The following is a 20,967-nucleotide window of genomic DNA, read 5'->3' as shown; positions in this document are numbered from 1 at the left end:
GCTTTTTCTTTTATAACATGATGTTTCTTATGCCATACTGTAAGGAGAAGATAGAATAGGGGTGAAAGAATGGCTGTAAATGAAAAGGTAGAATTAGCTACATTTGCTGGAGGGTGCTTCTGGTGTATGGTTTCGCCATTTGAAGAGATGGAAGGAATTATAAAGGTTGTTTCTGGCTATACAGGTGGTCATAAAGAGAATCCAACATATAAAGAAGTATGTTCAGAAACGACGGGACATTATGAGGCAGTACAAATTACATTTGATGCAAATAAAATGCCGTATGAGGAGTTATTAAATATATATTGGAGACAAATTGATCCGACTGATGTAGGTGGGCAATTCCACGACCGGGGACAGTCTTACGAAACAGTGATTTTTTATCATAATGAAGAACAACATAAAAAAGCAGAAGCTTCAAAAGCAGAGCTTGCAAGGAGTGGGCGCTTTTCAAAGCCGATTGCGACAAAAATATTGCCAGCTGCTACGTTTTATCCCGCAGAGGAATATCACCAAGGATATCATAAGAAAAATGAATTCCGCTACGAGTTATACCGTAAGGGCTCAGGGCGAGATGCGTTTATTAAGCAACATTGGCCAAAGGATAATGCTCATTTAAAGGAAAAACTGAATGAGATGCAATTTTATGTAACACAGGAAAATGGTACAGAACCACCATTTCGAAATGAGTATTGGAATCATAAAGAAGAAGGTCTTTATGTAGATATCGTTTCAGGTGAACCTTTGTTTACTTCTCTAGATAAATTTGATAGTGGATGTGGATGGCCTAGTTTTACGAAGCCAGTTATGTCAGCTAGTGTGAAGGAAAAAATGGATGTGAGTCATAATATGACGCGTACAGAAGTGAGAAGTAAGGAAGGAGATTCACATCTCGGCCACGTATTTCCAGATGGTCCAGGACCAAATGGACTTCGCTATTGTATAAATTCAGCAGCTCTTCGATTTATTCCAACAGAGGAATTAGAAAAAGAAGGCTATGGTGATTTCCTAATCTTGTTTGGAAATAAAAAATAACCTCGCAGTTAGCGAGGTTATTTTTTTGTTACTTTACTTTTTTCTTTTTAAACTTGCTTAATACTTCATAAACGATTGGAACAATAAGAAGTGTTAATAATGTTGAACTTGTTAATCCACCAATTACTGTTACACCAAGTCCTTTAGAAATTAAGCCGCTACCTTCAAATCCTAATGCGAGCGGGATAAGAGCACCGATTGTTGCAATTGCAGTCATTAAAATCGGACGAAGGCGTGTTGCACCAGCTTCTAATAAAGCTTCACGTGTTGATAGACCTTCATTTTCTTTATGAATAACGCGGTCGATAAGCACGATTGCGTTTGTTACAACGATACCGATTAACATAAGGGCACCGATCATTGCAGAGACACTTAACGTTTCACCAGAGATTAATAAGGCAACAAGGGCTCCAATGATTGTAAATGGTAGCGAGAATAAAATTGCGAATGGTGCAAGAGCACCGCCAAATGTAACGACAAGAACGAAGTATACAATAGCAATCGCAGCTAACATCGCTAAGCCAAGTTGCTTGAATGATTCTTCAATATCTTTTGTAACGCCTCCCATAGAAACATCTACGCCAGAAGGAAGATCCATTTTATCTACTTCTTTTTGAACCGCGGCGGATGCTTTTGAAACGTCATCAGATGTTAGTTTTGCACTTACTTCCGCATAAACACGGCCATCGCGGTGTTTCACTGTATTCGAAGTTTCTCCTTCTTTTACAGTCATCACATCTTTTACAGCCACTTCATTACCAAGCGGCGTTGTAATTTTACGATTTGTTAAGTCATCGATTGTTTCATAATTTTGTTTTTCAGCTTCTACATATACATTGATATCTTTACCGTCTTTTTTAATTGTTGTCAGAACAGGGCGATCATGTTGATTAGAAAGTCCCATTCCAATTTGTGCAGCCGTTAGACCCATTTTACTTAGCTTTTCCTGATCTGCGACTAAAGTGTATTCTGCGTATGTTTTTGCAATACTAGAGTCTATATCTTTTAAGTCTTTGTTTTTCTTCATTATGTTTTGAATATCTTTTACGACAGGCTTAATGTCTTCTGAGCTATCTCCGTAAACGTATAACTTGATTTCGTTACTACCGCTACTTGCTCCGAAGTCTTGGTTTTTCCATTCGCCTTTTCCAGACATTTTCTGTAAATCTTTAACGACTTGTTCTTTCTCTTTTTCGAAGTTTTTCGTGTCGTTATCATATTGTACGAAGAACATTGCCTGATTTGATTGACCAGGACTCATTGGGTTTTCGCCACCTAATGAGAATTGAATTGTTTTGACGTCTTTATTATCTTGGAAGTGCTTCTCAGCTTTCGTTGCAATTTTTTCAACGTCTTCTAACGTTTGACCTGGTTCAGGGTTGTACGTTGCAATAATCATTTTTTCTTCTTCAGATGGTAAGAAACTTACACCGATAATTGGAACAAGTGCAAGACTACCAACTAATAGAAGGACAGCAATACTTGATGTGATGATTTTATGATTTAAAGCCCATGCAAGTATACGTTTATAACCGTTTGCTAATTTACTTGGTTTTTCTTCATGATGTACTTCTTTTTCTCTCATGCTCTCTTTTTTAAATAAAGAATGAGCTAGCATCGGTACGATTGTAACTGCTACTAGTAACGACGCTAATAAAGCGAAGACGATAGTTAAGGCGAATGGTAAGAACATTTCACCAATCATACCTTTTACTAGTCCAAGCGGTAAAAATACAGCAATTGTTACAATGGTAGAAGACATAATCGGAATAAACATTTCTTTCGTAGCTTCACGAATTAAATCTTTCCCGCGTAGTTTCTCTCCTGATAACGACATACGTCGGTAAATATTTTCAATAACAACAATGGAGTCATCCACAACGCGCCCGATAGCGACTGTCATTGCTCCGAGTGTCATAATGTTAAGTGTAATATCCATTTGCTTTATGACTAATACAGCAATTAATAAAGAAAGTGGTATGGAAACGACAGAGATTAATGTTGTTCGGATATTTCGTAGGAACAGCATAATAATAACAATCGCAAAAATAGCACCAAAAATGGCTTTGCTCAGCATTGTTTCTACTGATTTCTCAATAGGTGCACCTTGGTCGAATGTTGAAATAATCTCTAAGTCTTTATATTTTTTCTCAAGTTCTTTTACTTTATCTTTCACTGCATTTACAACATCAACTGTGTTGGCGTCAGCAGCTTTGACAATTTGAATTCCAATTGCTTCTTTTCCATTTGTTCGAGAAATAGATTCTGCTTTTCCGACTTCCTTAATGTCAGCAATTTCGTCTAATGTAACTGTCGGAATCCCGTTCATAGCAGCTGGATTCATTTGTGGCATTTGTGCACCAGTTCCAGCAGTTTGACTACCTTGACCGCTTGCTGATGAAGGAACAGCAGGGATTTTTAATTCTTTTAATGCTTTCATTGTTGTAATATTTCCATCTACAACAACTGATTTTTCTGTGTCTTTAAATGTATATAGGCCAAGTGGTAAAGATACGTCCGATCCTTTAATTACATTTTTTACAGTATCTTCACTTAAACCTAATTCTTTCATCTTATCTTTTTTAAAGACAAGTTGTACTTCATCTACTTGTTGACCTGAAATTTGAACAGATGCGACTCCATCAAGTCCTTTTAATCCTGGCACAACATTTTTTTCTACATTTTCAGTTAAGGTAGCTAAAGATTCATTTTTACTTGCTACGCTTAATGAAATAACAGGAAAGGCATTGAAGTTTACACGTGAAACTTTCGGGTCCTTTACGCCTTCTGGCAGTTTCACATTTGCGAGAGCTTCTTTTATTTCTGTTTCAGCCTTTTCCATATTTTTATCAAAATCATATTCTACCTGAATAGAAGATGCATTTTGAAAAGATGATGAACTAACAACGTTTACACCACTTAAATTTTGCAGTTGCTCTTCCATCGGTTTTGAAACTTTATCAGCTACTTCTTCTGGTGTAGCACCAGGATAAACCGTGGTTACTGTTACAACAGGTGTTGTAATATCAGGAATTGTTTCCAGCTTCATATTCAGCCCAGAATAAATACCTGCAATGGTAACGATAATGGTTAGTAGCCAAACTGCGAACTTATTTTTTAACGAAAAATTAATAATTTTGTTCATGTTTGCGCTCCCTTTGTATTATATTGACCAACTGGTCAGTCTAATACATAATATAACTGACTGATTGGTCAGCCGTCAATGAAAAGGGATGGTATAATACATTCATAATAAGATGCGAGATTAAATTTAGGAGAGACATGATATGAAAGAAAAAGAGCGCTTAATTATAGAGATGGCTATGAAGTTATTTGCGACTAAGGGTGTAAATGCGACATCGGTGCAGGAAATTGTGACAGCTTGTGGCATATCTAAGGGAGCCTTTTATTTATACTTTAAATCAAAAGAGGAACTTTTATTAGCGACACTTCGATATTACTATGACAAGATTCAAAACAAAATGATGGATATTGAAAAAGAATCGTTATTGCCACGTGAAAAATTTGCAAAACAATTGCATTGCCAGTTTAATGATATACAAAAGCATAAAGAATTTATTATTATGCATGCAAGGGAAAATGCGATTCCTTTTAATAAAGAAGTAGAAGAATTTATGATGCGGATGAAGTTAGAGTCTCACGCATTTTATCGGAATAGTTTACTGTCTATTTATGGTGATAAGGTTATGCCATATTTATTAGATTTAGTCATTATGGTAGAAGGCATATGCCGTGGATATTTAGAACTAATTATTTTACAAGCGCCAGAAATAGACTTATCTTACGTCTCTGCTTTTATTTTGAAAAGAGTGGATCATTTAGTAGATGGATTGGTAGAATCTTCAGAAGAACCTGTATTACATGAAGAAAAGCTTGGAGAATTTCTTTGTAAATCAGAGCTTATTAAGGAGCAGGTTAAGGAACATTTTTTAAAAGAAATTATTGTGTTTAAACGTACTTTAGCGGATCAATTAGAAGATGAGGAATTGCTTGTTACATTAGATGTTTTGGAGGCAGAAATGAGGATGCAAAATCCAAGAATTCCGGTTATCCAAGGGATGTTGTTTAATTTAGAGGCATATCCAACTTTAAAAGAATTTCGTTTGAGGCTTATGGGCTATTACAATATAAAAAGGTAACAATGATAGTTTTCATTGTTACCTTTTTATTATGCATTCACTTTTTCTTTTTGCAGTGCTGTCTCTTCTTCATCAATGTTAATTGTTTCTTTTACGATATAAATCGGACGGTTTTTACTTTCGTCATAAATACGAGCAATATACTGGCCAACGATTCCAAGACCAAGTAATTGAATACCACTAAAGAATGTAATAGCAACCATAATGGACGCCCAACCTGTTTGCGTGCCATGTCCAAAGACTTTCACAGTAATTGTATATAGTAAGACAATTATAGAAATAAGAACTGATAATAAACCTAAAGACATAACGATGCGTAATGGCTTTGTTGAAAATGCAATAATGCCGTCAGATGCAAATTTAATCATTTTCTTTAATGGATATTTTGTTTCGCCAGCAAAGCGCTCATCACGTTCATATTCAACATACGTTTGGCGGAAGCCAACCCAAGACATCATACCGCGGATGAAGCGATTTCGCTCAGTCATTTGATTGAAAACATCAGCTATTTTACGGTCGATGATTCGGAAATCACCAGTATCTTTTGGGATATCGATATCAGACATATAGTTTAAGAATTTATAGAAATACTTAGCTGTTAAAAGTTTGAACCAAGTTTCACCTTTACGTTGCTTACGTTTTGCATAAACAACTTCATATCCTTCTTCCCATTTTGCAATAAGTTCAGGAATAACTTCAGGTGGATCTTGTAAGTCTGCATCTATAATTACAATAGCGTCACCTTTTGCGGCAGCAATACCAGCTGTAACAGCTACTTGGTGACCAAAGTTACGTGCGAAATTAACAATTTTTGTACGGTAATCATTTGCTGCAATTTCAGATAAGATTTCCATTGTGCGATCTGTACTACCGTCGTTTACAAAGACAAACTCGTAATTAATGTTATTTTGAAGCATAACGGACTTTAAACGGTTATAACATTCTTGTGCTACTTCTTCCTCGAAGTACATAGGAACTACAACCGAAATTAATTTTTGCATGTTGCATCCTCCGTATTTTTAATAAGTTGTTCAAATTTAATTAGTCACCTTTTTAGTTTGGTTGAATGTCCAAATTTTATTAAGGACAAAATTTATAACCATTCCGAAACCAATTGCGAAGATCTGTGCAATTAATGCATTAAAGGTAAGTTTATTTACTAATATAAATAAACATAATGTATTAAAAGCATATACAATTAAATTTACAGTTAGAAATTTAAAGAACATTGACGAGCCTTTATTATTAGGTTTAAATACCCAATTTTTATTCCAATAGTAGCTATTGGCGACACCAATTGAATAGGCAATGGTATTCGCAATAAGGTAGTTCATACCGAATTTTAATAATATCCAAAAGCTAATAATTGTAATGAGTGTATTAAAGATCCCTACTAAGCCAAACTTTAAGAGTTTTTCCATAATAATATCCTCATGTTTATAATAATATATAAGTAAAACAAAAAATATAGAAGTGTTATTCATATACAACAAATAAAAATTATACCATATTTTCAAGTCTCAAATGAAATTAATCATAAAAAATTGCCCTCAAAATGTAAATTATAAGTAAAATTGAGGGCAATTATAAATATTTTGAAAGGTAGTTTCTTATTTTCTTTTTATGACAATTTCTTTTTCGATATTAGACTATAAAAAATATATATTCCGTAGCCTTGAATTATTGTAAAGCTAGGGATAATGAAGTATCGGTACCTTGTTTGGTATTCGATTAAGAAATGAATAGCTACGTAACCAATTATTAGTAATAAAAATAGAGTGTAATGTGTTTTATTTTGTTTAGTTAGGATGAGATAAAGGAGTGATAATGTGCCAAATATCATAGCTGCAGTATACATATACTTTTCATATTTTGTAAGATCCTCTTTTAATGACACCATATCCTTATCTGTCTTTTCCAATGTTACTAGGCTCCATAATGGTGCGGAGTCATAATCTGCCCACATGAGTACAAATTTATCCCCAAATAAAGATAAAACTTTCTGTGGATCAGATAGTCGCTCTTGAATTAGCTTTTTTTGGGCCGCAGTTCGTTCTTCGCCAAGTTTAAGGGACATAATATATTCCGCATCTGCACCAGAATAGCTACCTTTTGTTTCATGATTAAATCCTAACGTGAATTTCCAAAGTGGATCACGATTAGAGAGAGGGTATTGTGTAATTCCGGAATATATAAATGAGTAACTTACAATTTGATGTAAAAGGAAAAATACAATCAAAATGCCACTAAGTTTTTTTACAGAAGTAAAAATCTCTTTTCTTGATTTTCCTAATATACCTTGCAAAAAGACATATATAGTTATTGCAATTAAGATTATAGCACCAAGTGGACGCATGATGTCTCCTAAAGCTAGGATAGCCCCTATAAAAATCCACGTATATTTATTGCTTAGGCCTTTTGTAATTAATAAATAGAAGCCTAGATAAAATAAAAATACAGCAAGGTGTTGATTTGTTAGTACAGAACTCAATACAATACTTGGGATATAAAATGCATATAGTAATCCAGCTATTCGTCCAGACCATTCATTAAATATATAAGAAGTTATTTTATAAATTAGTAATGTTGTTCCTGTACAATAGATTATATTTAAAAATTTTAAGAGAAACGTCCCTTCACCAAATAACTTAATAATAAAGGCTTGGTACATTGTAAAGCCAAGTTGGTAAACCCATGAAGTATAATAAGTATTTTGTGCGAAACTAAAGTCTCCTTTAGCAGCTTGTATAGCGCTATGGTACATCATTGAAAAGTCTGTTTCTACAGGAGTTTGAATATTGAGCATCCAAATTAATCGAATAGAAAAAGCCAAAATGATTAGTGAGATAGAAAATGTCAATTTTGACATATATTTATTAGAAATGTAGCCAAAAAATAAAAATACAAGACCTATTAGAATAAGGACTGGTATTAAAACTAAGAGGCTAGTCTCATCATGTTCTTTAATCACTGCTACCGAATGCCATGTGATAGCACCAGAAATGATTAGACATAGTACTAATAAAATTTTCACAAAAAACGTATTAAGTTTGAGAGAGAATGTACTTTCCATTATATTTGAAAACTCCTTATCAAAATATATTACTGATTCAACTTAACTGCCCTTTGTACGTTAAGTTACAGTATAAAGGGCAGGTTAGATAATTAAGAGTTTTGTTGTGCCCATTCTTCTATGTTCCAAACCTTTGTAATCCAATCTTCATAAAAGTCCGGTTCGTGACATACAAGAAGAATTGTTCCTTTGTATGCTTTCATAGCCTTCTTAAGTTCCGCTTTTGCTGTAACATCAAGATGGTTTGTCGGCTCATCAAATAGTAGCCAGTTACTTTCTTCACCCATTAGCTTACATAAACGAACCTTTGCTTGTTCTCCACCACTTAATTGACTTAATGGGCGAGAAATATGTTCATTTTTTAATCCGCATTTTGCTAACATCGCACGAATTTGATGCTGGTCTAGGCCAGGGAATGTATTCCATACATCATCAATTGGTGTTATATTATCAGCTTTAACTTCTTGCTCAAAGTATGCTGGCTCTAAGAAGTCACCAAGACTTGTTTTACCACTTAAAGGTTTAATTTTACCTAAAATTGTTTTTAGTAACGTTGATTTACCAACACCATTACATCCAACGATAGCAATTTTTTCACCGCGTTCAATTGTCATTGATAGCTTTGGTAGTAGCGGATGTGTATATCCAATTTCTACATTTTCACCTTCAAAGACGAAGCGACTACTTGCACGACTTTCTTTAAATGAGAATTCAGGTTTAATTGCTGTTTCCGGGCGATCAATAAGTTCCATGCGATCAAGTTGTTTTTGACGACTCTTTGCACGACCTGTTGTTGAATAACGGGCTTTGTTCTTTGCAATGAAATCTTCTTGCTTTTTGATAAACTCGCGCTGCTTTTCATAAGCGTTTATATGTTGATTTTTATTGATTTCTGCTAGTTCTAGGAATTTTTCATATGTCGCTGTATAGCGTGTCATTTTTGTGAATTCCAGATGGAAAATAACATCAACACATTTGTTCATAAATTCCGTATCATGAGAAATTAATAAGAATGCATGTGGGTATTCTTTTAAATAATTTGTTAACCAATGAATATGTTCAACGTCTAAATAGTTAGTAGGCTCATCAAGTAATAACACTTCTGGTTGTTCAAGTAATAGCTTTGCAAGCAATACTTTTGTACGTTGTCCACCGCTTAGTGCTGAAACATCACGATCTAAACCAATTGCATCAATTCCAAGACCACGTGCAGCCTCTTCAATTTTCATATCTAGTAAATAGAAACCACCTGCTTCAAGTGCATCTTGTATTTCTGCCATTTGCTCAAGAAGTTCTTCTAGCTCTTCTGGTGTAGCAGTTCCCATTTTTTCTGTAACTTCATTTAAAGCTTTTTCCTTTTCGAATAACGGTAAAAATGCATCCGCTAGTACGTCACGAATTGTACGTCCAGGCGTTAAAACAGTATGCTGATCTAAGTAGCCGTAATGTGTGCCCGGTGTCCATTCTACACGACCTTGGTCATGAATAAGTTGACCAGTAATGATATTCATAAATGTTGATTTACCAACACCGTTTGCACCAACTAATCCAACGTGTTCACCTGCTAGTAATCGCATAGATACATCTTTAAATAATGTACGATCGCCAAATGTATGTCCTAATTTTTCAACTGTTAATAAGCTCATAGTATCCTCCGTCCAACTTGAAATAGTACCTTGAATCATGATACTAAATTCTTTCATATAATGCCATCATTTCAAAATGTATATATTTTCAAAATAAGCTAATGTACGAATGTTTATTGCTCATTTCCCAAACTTTTATGGTCCAAATGCAGAAAACACACTTGTCCATCATACATTAAAAGGAATACTTGCAAATAAAATGTCTAGCTTTATTGGAGATAAAAAGATCGCCCGTGAATATATTTTTACACCAGATGGTGCAAAAGCAATAGTTGAATTAGCTTCACATGACGAGGCCTATGGACAAAATTGGAACATATCAGGTTATGGTGCCATTACAGGTGAGGAATTGATTTAACACATACGAGAATTAACGGGATATACCAAACGAATAATAACTGTAAAAAAAGAATGATCCAGTTCATTGGTCTGTTTGATAAGTAGATGAAAGAATTTGTGGAAATACTATATTTGACGGAAAAGCCAGTTGTATTAAGTGGAGAGAAGTACGAGAAATATATTGGGGTTGTACCTAGAACCTTTTATTATGAAGGGGAATTGTATATAAGTAAAAAAACAAGCTTCTATTTACAATCTAGAAGCTTGCCTTGTTATTGTTTATCTACCTAGCTTTTTATTTACAAATCCTAAAATTAATCCGCGTATTTGTGGATCAATTGCAAGGCCAATAATGCCATACAATATACCAGTAAGTACTAAAGCTACTAGTGGTGGTAAGCTAATTAATACTGTGCGGTATATTGCATAACTAATTATAAATGCTAGTGTATTGAATATTATTCCTTTGAATAGCAATGAAAATCCTTTACGAACGAATAATGAAAATCCGATTAATAATGTAATCTCAGTAAGGATAGCAGCTACAGCAGCTCCCATCATTCCAAATTGGCTACCTAATATGATGTAACTTATGATAGCGACAGCCAATCCAATTGCCATAGTTGTTGCACGTTTCCATTGTTGACCAGCTGTTGTTAAATTATCAGCAAGCGGATAGTTGATAGATTGTAAAATGACCATAAAGGCTAAAATTGCAAGGGCATCACCAGCTGGTGCATATTTTTCACCTAATAGAGTTACAATCCAAAAACTTGGATCGGCAATAAACGGGATAGAAATTCCCATCCCTAAGAAAGACATAAGCTTTAATTCGAATTGAGATAGCTTTCTATGTTCATCAATATTATTTTCGTTTCCAAAAGCAAACAATTTTGGATAAAAGGCTGCTGCAATTACACCAGGTATTTGGTAAAGTACAGCAGGTATTTTATAGGCGGCCCCAAAGAATCCAACTTGTGCTTTCGTTGAAACTTTTTCTAAGATAATAGGACCTAACTGCGGTAAAAGCATAATGATAACGCCATTGACTGTGAAAATAAGTAATTGATCTAAAATGCCTTTATTCCAACCCTTATGAATTGTTGTATAGCGGATTGTCATTATAAAGGCAATGACTCCTGTTACAAGGCTAGATATTCCATACATAGCAGCAACCATCATAAGTGACCATTTAAATGACATCCCTAGCAGAAGAGCGGCTGCGGCCGTCACACCTTGTAGTACAGAAATAATCGCCGTGAATTGCATACGCTCTGTTACTTGGAAATAGGCCATCCCGACCCCTTGTAAAGTAGCTCCAAACATGGTTGGTAGTACGACCCAATATACCATGGCACGTAAGTAAGCATCAGTGTAGAAGAACTGAGCGAAAATGGCGAAGAGCACAGAAATTACGATAGCTAATACTAAACGAATTCGTAAATAACTGCTTATTAATACGCTAATGTTAGCGTTGCTTCTTGTTCCTTCACGCATAAACGTATGTGTCAAACCTGCATCCGTAAAATAGCAAATGACAGCGGAAACTGCTAATGCAACTGTAAACATCCCGTACTCATCTGGTGAAACATATCTTGCAAAGAGAATTGTTGCAATAGCCAGTACAAAACGAACAGTAATGTTTCCTACAAAGAGGTAGGATGCATTTTTTAGAATTTTATTTGTTTTCATGAGAAAAGACCTTTCTATTCTTTAGGACCCGGTTAGCTTGTCCTATTTGTAATTTTGATTTGTTCACAGAAAGAGAGTATCGTTATATTTTCAGTTTAAGAAAACAGAAATTTAATTCGTACAAACCAAAGCATTGCATATAGTTTTTTACTACGCTTTCCATTCTTTGAATAGATTTTACGGCAATATTTCTTTATATCTTTTTTGATTAATTGAACTTGTGATTTATCTAATTGAGAGTTTTCTTTAATATATATACAAGAGTTATTGATGACTGTATAAGGAAATAAATAAGTCTCAAGAATCTCAATAAGTGACTGAGGATCTTTTGTAATGAAATCTTGAGATTTACTATGTATCCAGTCTTTCATACGATTGAATACTTCCAGCTCTTTTGCCGTTTTTAATTCATAATCTTTATATTTAGAAGAAAGATTTCCTTCTGATAAGATTCTGTAATATGTTAAGTATTCATCGACATAACATACATTTGTCACACTCATAAGTTTAAATAAAAACTCCAAGTCTTCGCCCCAACTACATCCTGGTGTAAAACGAATGTTATGATCTATTACGATAGATCTTTTGAAAATCCAAGTACTTGTTTGAGCAACAACTTGATGTGTTAGGAATGCTTTTGTCATATCACCTTTAATAAAGTTTGTTGTATGTTCAACCTTCTCGCCTGTTTCTTCGTAGAAATTCATATAACCACAATAGCACGCGTCCATTTCGTTTTTATGCATACTTTCGACTTGCTTCTCAATTTTAGTTGGATGCCATAAGTCATCGCTATCAAGGAAAGCGACATATTCTCCGCTAGCATTTTCCATACCTGTATTACGGGCTACTGAAACGCCTTGGTTTTTTTGATGAACGTATTTTACTTGCCCTGGGTATTTTTCAGCAAGATTTTTTACGATAGAAGGTGACTGATCTTTACTCCCATCATCTACAATTACAATTTCGATATTTTTATATGTTTGATCTAATATTGACTGCATCGTTTCTTCAATATATTTTTCCGTGTTATACAGAGGTATGACAACAGAAACAAGTTGTTTTTGTTCCATCATAGAATTTTTATCTCCTCAAGTTTTTTATGTCTTGCACCATATATACAAGCCTTTTGAAAGGAAGAAGATTACAAGAACATCTGTATAATTTTAACGCATATAAACTTTGTAAATCAACTTTCTATTAAAAAGGTGGTGGCTTATGGTTAATTCTCGTATTTCAAACGGCTTTAATATGTTTATTGCATATAAATTCTTATTTATACTATTTTTACTTAGTTAGTAAGTAGGATATATTTATCGTAACGATTGTGAAGGGGAATAAATTATTATTGAGAATAAAAAACCTCTTAATTTTTGAAATAAATTAAGAGGTTTTTTATATTGGTTTTGAACTATTAGGTTAATCTTTGTCTGGCTCAGTTGCATGTAATTTTTGCTTTAGTAACGCATAATCTTGCGTTAATGTTACAAGTTGATGATGTTGTTTAGAAATTTTTCTTGTTAGATCAAAAATTAAGATGAAACAGAATAATAATCCAAATAAAAATAAAATGGAAGGGGGATATTCTACTTTTAATAGTTTTCCAATCCAGTTTATAATTTTATCGGTAGAACTTAAAATAGCCATTGCAATACAAACAAAAATCCACAAAACAGCATATTTCGTTTCTAAAGTTCCGCGACGAATAGAATTAATAATTAATAATAATAATAATAAAATAAAGATGAATGAAAAGGTAATTATAGGCATTTATTATCAACCTTTCACGATTTTTTGCATCAATATAGCAAGACTTACCTTAATCATGTAATATGCAGATTTAAAAGGTGTGATAGAAGATTGTCCACCTTGTCGCTCTTGCATATTTACAGATATTTCATTAATGCGAAGTTTTTTCTTTTTTAAATGAATAAGAACTTCTGGTTCTGGATAATCTTTTGGATAATTGTGTGCAAAAATTTTAATTACTTCTCGATTGATAGCACGATATCCAGAAGTTGGATCCATAAATGTTTGTTTTGTTAGTACTTTCAATAGGGCAGTAAAATAAAAAATACCGATTCTTCTGGAAATACTACCTTTATATGCTGTTTTTTCTGTAAAACGTGACCCTAGTACCATATCGCATTCATCTTCAGCGATAGGCTTTATAATTTTATATAAATCATCTGGGTTATGTTGTCCATCAGCATCGAACTGAATCGCAATATCATATCCATTCTCATATGCGTATTTATATCCAGTTTGTACAGCTGAGCCAATACCTAGATTATACGGTAAATTCACAAGGTGAACAGGAAATTCTTTTACGATTTGAGCTGTTTTATCGTGTGATCCATCATTAATAACGCAAATGCTTAATCCAGTAAAATGCTGTTTTAGTTTTAATAATCTTGTTAATGTATCTGCAATTGCCTCTTCCTCGTTATACGCTGGAATAATAATTAACGTTTTTGGTATTGAAATTGGTACTTCAATAGTCATTACCGCACCATCCCTTATATACTTAATCATATTATGGTTATTTTTAAACGAACTTTCTTTAATATACCATTAACAGTATAACAAAATAAAGGAAAAGCTGGTGCATGATTTAAGAGGACAGATTGAGAATAAAAGGATAAGAGGGAATATTTTGCATAAAAAATACATGCAAGGAAGAAAGAACCTATGCATGTATATGGAAGAGTATCGTATTAAATATTCCAAGGTTTATTTAAAGTTAAAACCTCAGCCATTTCTTTACTTTTTAAACGTCCTTTTTTTCTATTTTCCGCGCGTTCTGAACCGGTTGTGTGTAACCAATGTTCTTCTTCAGTTTCAGGAAGTACTTGTGGTACGGACGAAGGTTTTCCATCTTTTATTGCCACAAATGTAATGAAGCAAGTGGCGGCAATTCTACGCTCGCCTGCTAATAAATTTTCTGCGATTACTTTTACGAAAACTTCCATTGAAGATTTCCCTGTATAACATACAAATGCTTCATAACAAACAGAATCAGCTTGGTGAATTGGAGTTAAAAAATCAACTGAATCAATAGATGCTGTTACGCAATGTTTACGACTATGTCTTGCAGCCGCAATTGAAGCAATACTATCAATTTCTGCTAATAATTTCCCTCCAAAAAGTGTTTGGTGATTATTTAAATCGTTAGGAAAAACACGTGTTGTTTTAATTGCTTTTGATTCTCGCATGAATTTCTTTTCCATATATTCAGCCCCTATAGTCTGTTTTCAATCAGAATAATATGTGTAAGTGGATTACTCATATTAGATATTTAATAAAGTAAAGCGTATTCCAAAAGAGGATTATTTAAACTTTTGTATTTGTATTCATGTAACTGAAAGAAAATTTATTTTATCTAAAATGTAGTGTAAAAGAGGATTCGCTTACATTGCAAGCAAAAAGTAATGACTATGTATTTGTCATAGAAATTCCCTATCAGCCGTGTACCCATTCATGATAGAATCGTTTTGTTATGAATGGAAATAGAGGTGCAATGGACATATGAATCATATACAAACAAATTTTTCATCTTTCTTCAATAAAATTACGATTGGTGCGATGCTTGCATTTTTTGTTTATAGTTGTTGGACAGCATTTGAGACAAGTAAGCAATTTTTTGGAGGAAGTACAACAAGTGTAACAATCATATTGGCAATTTTCGTCATACTCATTTTGTTAGTGGCATCAATTCTACAATATCGTTTTACAGACAAACAATTTCTTATTTTTCTTATAAGTATATCTATAGTTGTGAGACTTAGTATGCTGTTATTTGTAGATGCTCCAATAATTGGTGATATGAAAGTGATGTATGAGTCTGCAAAGGAGATTGCAATTGGTAATAATATAGGGACTGTAACTCATTTGCCTTTTCTTATATATGAGTCGGTAATTATTCGTATATTTGGTGATTCATTATTCGCTTTACAACTATTTAATGTGTTATTTTGCGCAGGAACTGCATTTTTTATTTATCGTATTGCGGCAATGGTTTTGGGAGAAGAATGCGGTCGTATTGCTTCCACATTTTATGCTCTGTATATTCCAAATATATTCATGAGTTCCGTATTAACTCCTGAGTCACTTGCAATATTTTTATTTTATTTTGCTTGCTACATACTTTTATATAAAGGATTAGATCATCCTTATATGTGGGTGTTTTCAGCGGTTTTATTTGCATGTAGTAATATGATTTTCCCAATGGGACTATTTCTTCCTATTTTTATCACGATATATGTATTATTAATTGAAGTGTTTCAATCAGCAACGAAACAAAAAGTGTTACTAAAGATGATAGGGATACTTATTCTATTTTATAGTGCTCATTTTAGTGTGAATTATGGAATTCAGACAATGGGACTGTCCCAATATACGATTTCGAATGAGACGTATGTTCAATCTGTCTTAATTGGAAAAGCGCAACGTGAGGAAAAAGTATCGAAAAATCAAAGTGTAACAGAGCATATTGATCAGAAGTTAAAAGAGATTGAGGGAGAAAGATTTAAACTTTTAGAACCGGTGATAAATCAGTTTTCAGATGAGGGGATAAATTCTACTCTTTTCAAATGTGAAAAACTGATATATATAGCGGTAACATTGTTTATGACTATAGCTCTATTACACTTTCTTATTAAGAAACAACAAAATGAGGGATATATGTTGTTCTTATTGTTAATTAGCGGATACGTATTGTTAAGACTTTTCCAAGTAGATATGACCTATTACAATCTTATTGTGCCAGCATTGTTTATTTTGCAAAGCTTTGGTGTTTATATGAGTTATGTGTATTGTCAAAAAATATTCTTTAGAAAATAAAAAGAATCCAATTTGGATTCTTTTTTTGATGGAAGATGAATACTAAGAGCTAGTAGAGATAAAGAATCTCTACTGACATAATCGCTCTATCGGTTCAGTTCTAGTTGTAAACTATCAGCTGTTAGAGCCATTTTTGAGGAATCATCTTGAATTCCTTTCATTACTTGTGAAATGGTTTCTAACTCATTTTCAATTTTTTTATTCTGTTCTTTTGAGTTAGACATGTCTTTTACGATTTCTTGGAAGTATTGATCCGTTGCAGACATACTATCAGTTCCTTCAGATACGAGAGAGCTAATTTGTTTCACGGAAGAAGAGACACGAACAATCTGTTCATTTGTTTTTTCAACGAGCTTTGTAACGTTAAATATAGATTCTTTCGTTTGCTCTGATAACTTTCTAATTTCTCCAGCTACAACAGAAAAGCCTTTGCCAAATTCCCCAGCACGCGCAGATTCAATTGCAGCGTTTAGTGCAAGTAAATTTGTTTGCTCGGCAATTGATTTTACAATATCTATAATTTCGTTAATTTTGTTGGAAATATCTAGAAGTTCATGTGTATCTGTAATAATCGTTTCCATGTTCGTTTGAATGTATTCCATTCGTTTATTTTGCTCATTTAATTGTTCTTTACCTTTATTTGCTTTTTCTTCTGATGTTGTAGCTAATGACGTACCTGTTTTAGCAATTTCTACAATCGTTTCAGATTTAGCGGTTAACTGCTGAATAGAAGCGCTTGTTTTTTCAGATACAGATGCTAGTTCTGTTGCAATGTGTGTAATGGTCATAGCTGTTATTTCTTTTTCTTTTTCAAGTTCTTTTTGCATTCTTTCATATTCAGATTCATAAGACGCAATAACGAGTTCTTGTTCAAGAGTAAGTAATTTGTTTATTACGTTTATAGAATAAGAAAAATCGTCAATTGTTGTAATTTTCGTTTTTAAAATCTTCATGATAGAGCGGAATAATTCTTGATAAGCGGCAGTATACCATTTTCTATGTAACCCAATTTGTACATGTCTTTTTGCAATTCTAACACGTTGTTCAATAAAGTCTTCATGCATATCTCCACTAAATAATTCTTTTATATGTGTTTTTAAAGTTTGCTTTAGTTTTGGAATAGAGCTATAACGTTCGATAATCGTAATTAAATTAGGCTGTTTTGTAATATTGGAATAGAATTTTTCAGTAATCCAATCAATTTCTTCATAAATAAAAGGCTGTAGTACCTTTACGATTTGTAAATCTTCTTTTGAAATATGTAGCATATCCATTTGAATTTTCAGTTCAGAATTAGTAGGAACGTTAAAAGTGATTTGTTGATTCTTACTTAATTCAAGTATACTTACGTTTGTTTTATTGTTATGTTTTTTAAAAACCCCAAGCATCGTTCTTCCCCCTGTTTGTAAAGCGTTTTCATTTTTTGGTTCTAATATAATTATATATTTTTATATGCAATTACTCTATGTTAGTGTGTAGAATAGTATATAAATTAAGAGAATTCCATATAGAATTCTCTTAATGACCTTTATTAATTTTAGCATGTGTTTTAAAGAAAACTGGGAAATGTACATTATATATGACAGTGACAACACGAATAATGAATGTTACTAATAAACAAACATAGAAAGCCAATACGTGTGCCCCCATTGCATATGTGATTAGGAAACTAATTGCCCCTAAAATAGAAGCGATGGCGTAAATTTCTTTTCGGAAGACGTAGGGGATATCTTGAGCGCAAATGTCACGCAAAATACCGCCTCCAATACCTGTAATGACTCCCATTGAAACAACTAAAAATGAGGCGTCAACATGATGTGACATTGCCGCATTTGCACCAATAGCTGTAAAAACGCCTAAGCCAACAGCGTCAGAAAGCATAATAACAACTTGAAGTTTATTGATACGCTCAAAAAACATACAAGTAAATAATGCTGATAATACGCTTACGAAAAAGTAAATGGGTTTAACAAATGCGACGGGAGGCAGGTTACCGATCATAATATCACGAATAATACCGCCGCCGAGCGCAGTAGCTACAGCTAAACAAAGGACACCGAATAAATCTAAATCTTTTTTTAAACCAACTAATGTACCAGAAATGGCAGCGGCGATAATGCCAAGAAACGTAAATATATCGATTAATAACATGGCCTTAATCCCTTCCTCTTAAAGATGTTCCAGAGAAAAAATATACACTAAAGTATTGGAAATAACAATTACTTTTCGCTACATGTAGAAAAACGGATAAAATTCATAAAGAAAGCGTTTGAAAATGTTTGGAAAATAGCTATAAAGTAATTTGAAAAAGATATGAAAAGATTAATTTTACATTTTTTTGGTGTTACCTAGTTGGTAAAATGTTACAATGGTAGGTATGTTGTTTGCATCTGTATAAAATGATAAAAAAATATGTATATACTGACAAAAATAAGGGGATGGTTGTTAGATAGCTTTTGTAAAAATAAGGAGTATAGCGAAAGAACAGTAATTTCTATTACTGATTAATACTTGTCCTGGCTAGTTTTAGCTGGAAAAATAGTTCTCGATTTGAATATGAGTTATGTTATAATTGCTAGGTGTGTTTGAATGATAAAAAATTATGATTAAAAGATAATGTTAAGATTTTGTATGGAGGTCTTGGAATGTTAGCAAATCAAGCTAGGGTTAGATTTGAGCGTTTTTTGCTCTTTTTTATTATTTTACAGCCTGTTTTAGATTTATTAACGTCTCTTAGCATCACTTTATTAAAGTCAAGTGCTACCGTTGGAATTTTAGTAAGATTCCTTATTATGGCTGTTGGTGGCATTTATATTTTAATTCAGGCAAAAGAGAAGGGAAATAGAAAGTTTTTAATTTATCTTATATTATTAGCCGGAGTTTTAGGGGTAGGATTTATTAATAACAAACTAGTTAAGGATCCTATTGTACTTGGTGAAGAAGTTAAATTCGTTGCGAAAGCATTATATATATATATCATGCTGGGGTCATACATTTTAGCTTTAAAATCATTGAAAAAGAAAGTTAATATTAGTGATAAGGTTCGAAATAGTATTGTATATTCTACATTAATCATTAACGCAATTATGGTTATTTCTATTTCAACATCTACTGACTTTGGTAGTTATGAATGGATGAAGGTAGGTTCTCGAGGTTGGTTCTATGCAGGGAATGAACTAGGTTCAATCTTAGCTATTATTTTCCCTATTGTGGTACTATATTCTATTCAAAAAACAAAGAGCTGGAAACACGTTTTATATTGGATTCCATCGCTTTTAATGATTTACTCATTAATTCAGGTCGGTACGAAAGTAGGAATGGGCTCAATTGGTGCTACGTTAGCGGCAGCAATCGGGATCATTGTACTACAATTATTATTTGATAGAAAAAATCCGAACAAAAAATCCCTTGCGCTTAATGCAGTAATTGCTATTGTCCTATTAGCTGGTGTAGTTGGAACGTTTAAACAAACGCCATTAGCACAAAATATGGGCATTCACAATAACTATTTATCAGAGCAAAATGTGGCACAGCAAGGTCAAAAAGAAAAAGAAATTAAAGAGAAGCTGAAAAAAGAGCAAGAACTTAAAGCAAAAGAAGAAAAACATCATAAAGTTGAAAAGCCAGAAGAAAAGGCAAAGATAGAAGAGGAAGTTAAGAAAGAGCTTGAGAAAGAGCAAAAGAAAGAAAATCAAGAAAATCTTATTTTCAGCGGACGTCAAGTATATGAAGAAAGACATAAGCAGTTCTTTAAAGAAGCGCCAACGTCACAAAAGTTATTAGGAATGGGTTATGCAGGTAATTTTAAATATAATGAACAAAAGCAGCCAGATCCAAAGCTAATTGAAATGGACTTCCATGATTGGTTTTATGACTTTGGGATTATTGGTTTTGCATTACTAATGATTCCATTTGTTTATTACGGCTTAAGAATCCTACTAGTATTTATTACAAGGTTTAAAGAGATATTTAATATAAAATATGGAATGATTGCAGCAAGCTTATTGTTAGCATTAGGTATTGCTTATATTGCAGGACATATTTTAACAGCACCAGGAGTTGGGATCTACTTTGTAGTGGTGTTAGCTTATCTAATTGTAGACTTAGAAATTGAATGATTAAAATAAAAGCTAACTTTTGTTAGCTTTTATTTTTTAGTACAGTAAAATAAAGATAGATG

16 protein-coding genes and 2 pseudogenes are annotated in these 20,967 nt (G+C 33.2%); 5 read left to right on the top strand and 13 right to left on the bottom strand.

The features are described 5' to 3' along the window. Positions 1-69: 69 nt before the first annotated feature. A complete protein-coding gene (gene msrB / locus BGI23_RS26495) occupies positions 70-1,035 on the top strand; it encodes a peptide-methionine (R)-S-oxide reductase MsrB (RefSeq protein ID WP_070807257.1) in 966 nt (321 codons plus the stop codon). A gap of 28 nt (positions 1,036-1,063) precedes the next feature. On the opposite strand, the gene BGI23_RS26490 is transcribed toward msrB, so the two are convergent. Continuing rightward, on the bottom strand, positions 1,064-4,180 hold the full coding sequence (locus BGI23_RS26490; protein ID WP_001033533.1) for an efflux RND transporter permease subunit: 3,117 nt from the start codon (positions 4,178-4,180) through the stop codon (positions 1,064-1,066). Positions 4,181-4,322: 142 nt separating this feature from the next. Here BGI23_RS26490 and BGI23_RS26485 point away from each other — a divergent pair, with 142 nt between their 5' ends. Continuing rightward, positions 4,323-5,195, top strand: coding sequence for a TetR/AcrR family transcriptional regulator (locus BGI23_RS26485; protein WP_044791879.1), 873 nt, complete (start codon positions 4,323-4,325; stop codon positions 5,193-5,195). Positions 5,196-5,224: 29 nt separating this feature from the next. Here the strand turns inward: BGI23_RS26485 and BGI23_RS26480 are convergent, their stop codons facing one another. From BGI23_RS26480 to BGI23_RS26465, 4 genes are all read right to left on the bottom strand, one after another. Beyond that, positions 5,225-6,196, bottom strand: a complete 972-nt coding sequence (locus BGI23_RS26480; protein ID WP_001170717.1) for a glycosyltransferase family 2 protein — start codon at positions 6,194-6,196, stop codon at positions 5,225-5,227. Between the two features lie 36 nt (positions 6,197-6,232). After that, a complete protein-coding gene (locus BGI23_RS26475; RefSeq protein WP_000413286.1) occupies positions 6,233-6,616 on the bottom strand; it encodes a GtrA family protein in 384 nt (127 codons plus the stop codon). A 200-nt stretch (positions 6,617-6,816) separates the two neighbouring features. Further along, positions 6,817-8,268: an ArnT family glycosyltransferase gene (locus BGI23_RS26470; RefSeq protein ID WP_070807256.1), complete on the bottom strand. Its 1,452-nt coding sequence runs from the start codon at positions 8,266-8,268 to the stop codon at positions 6,817-6,819. A gap of 92 nt (positions 8,269-8,360) precedes the next feature. Then, a complete protein-coding gene (locus BGI23_RS26465; RefSeq protein ID WP_014481802.1) occupies positions 8,361-9,914 on the bottom strand; it encodes an ABC-F family ATP-binding cassette domain-containing protein in 1,554 nt (517 codons plus the stop codon). Positions 9,915-10,011: 97 nt separating this feature from the next. Between BGI23_RS26465 and BGI23_RS29020 the strand changes: the two are divergent. Beyond that, positions 10,012-10,544: pseudogene (locus tag BGI23_RS29020) on the top strand (Rossmann-fold NAD(P)-binding domain-containing protein); the annotation flags it as partial. Here BGI23_RS29020 and BGI23_RS26455 read toward each other — a convergent pair. The 5 genes from BGI23_RS26455 to BGI23_RS26435 all read right to left on the bottom strand — a co-directional run bounded on the left by BGI23_RS26455 (position 10,533) and on the right by BGI23_RS26435 (position 15,175). After that, positions 10,533-11,945 (bottom strand): oligosaccharide flippase family protein, encoded by a 1,413-nt coding sequence (locus BGI23_RS26455; protein ID WP_016719048.1) that lies wholly within the window; start codon positions 11,943-11,945, stop codon positions 10,533-10,535. The pseudogene BGI23_RS29020 and the gene BGI23_RS26455 sit on opposite strands and share 12 nt — an antisense overlap. A 95-nt stretch (positions 11,946-12,040) precedes the next feature. Next, on the bottom strand, positions 12,041-13,021 hold the full coding sequence (locus BGI23_RS26450) for a glycosyltransferase family 2 protein (protein WP_044791880.1): 981 nt from the start codon (positions 13,019-13,021) through the stop codon (positions 12,041-12,043). A gap of 343 nt (positions 13,022-13,364) precedes the next feature. Continuing rightward, positions 13,365-13,715, bottom strand: coding sequence for a DUF2304 domain-containing protein (locus BGI23_RS26445; protein ID WP_001121772.1), 351 nt, complete (start codon positions 13,713-13,715; stop codon positions 13,365-13,367). 6 nt (positions 13,716-13,721) lie between these two features. Further along, positions 13,722-14,450 (bottom strand): glycosyltransferase family 2 protein, encoded by a 729-nt coding sequence (locus BGI23_RS26440; RefSeq protein WP_000151537.1) that lies wholly within the window; start codon positions 14,448-14,450, stop codon positions 13,722-13,724. 212 nt (positions 14,451-14,662) lie between these two features. Beyond that, positions 14,663-15,175: an acyl-CoA thioesterase gene (locus BGI23_RS26435; RefSeq protein ID WP_000412121.1), complete on the bottom strand. Its 513-nt coding sequence runs from the start codon at positions 15,173-15,175 to the stop codon at positions 14,663-14,665. A gap of 298 nt (positions 15,176-15,473) precedes the next feature. Between BGI23_RS26435 and BGI23_RS26430 the strand changes: the two genes are divergently transcribed. Next, positions 15,474-16,787: an ArnT family glycosyltransferase gene (locus tag BGI23_RS26430; protein WP_070807255.1), complete on the top strand. Its 1,314-nt coding sequence runs from the start codon at positions 15,474-15,476 to the stop codon at positions 16,785-16,787. 86 nt (positions 16,788-16,873) lie between these two features. Here BGI23_RS26430 and BGI23_RS29015 read toward each other — a convergent pair whose 3' ends face one another. The 3 genes and pseudogenes from BGI23_RS29015 to BGI23_RS26420 form a co-directional block, all read right to left on the bottom strand. Beyond that, a complete protein-coding gene (locus tag BGI23_RS29015; RefSeq protein WP_369805093.1) occupies positions 16,874-17,680 on the bottom strand; it encodes a methyl-accepting chemotaxis protein in 807 nt (268 codons plus the stop codon). Beyond that, positions 17,678-18,055: pseudogene (locus BGI23_RS29010) on the bottom strand (protoglobin family protein); the annotation flags it as partial. The pseudogene BGI23_RS29010 and the gene BGI23_RS29015, both read right to left, overlap by 3 nt. Before the next feature lie 250 nt (positions 18,056-18,305). Next, positions 18,306-18,938: a trimeric intracellular cation channel family protein gene (locus BGI23_RS26420; RefSeq protein WP_000924376.1), complete on the bottom strand. Its 633-nt coding sequence runs from the start codon at positions 18,936-18,938 to the stop codon at positions 18,306-18,308. Between the two features lie 494 nt (positions 18,939-19,432). Between BGI23_RS26420 and BGI23_RS26415 the strand changes: the two genes are divergently transcribed. Continuing rightward, the gene (locus tag BGI23_RS26415) at positions 19,433-20,905 is read left to right on the top strand and encodes an O-antigen ligase family protein (protein ID WP_070807254.1); all 1,473 of its coding nucleotides are present in this window, start codon (positions 19,433-19,435) and stop codon (positions 20,903-20,905) included. Positions 20,906-20,967 lie beyond the last annotated feature (62 nt).

This window comes from Bacillus sp. ABP14, assembly GCF_001831375.1.
Taxonomy (GTDB): domain Bacteria; phylum Bacillota; class Bacilli; order Bacillales; family Bacillaceae_G; genus Bacillus_A; species Bacillus_A paranthracis.
Note: the sequence above shows the minus strand (reverse complement) of the source record. Positions and strands in the feature narration are given on the sequence as shown.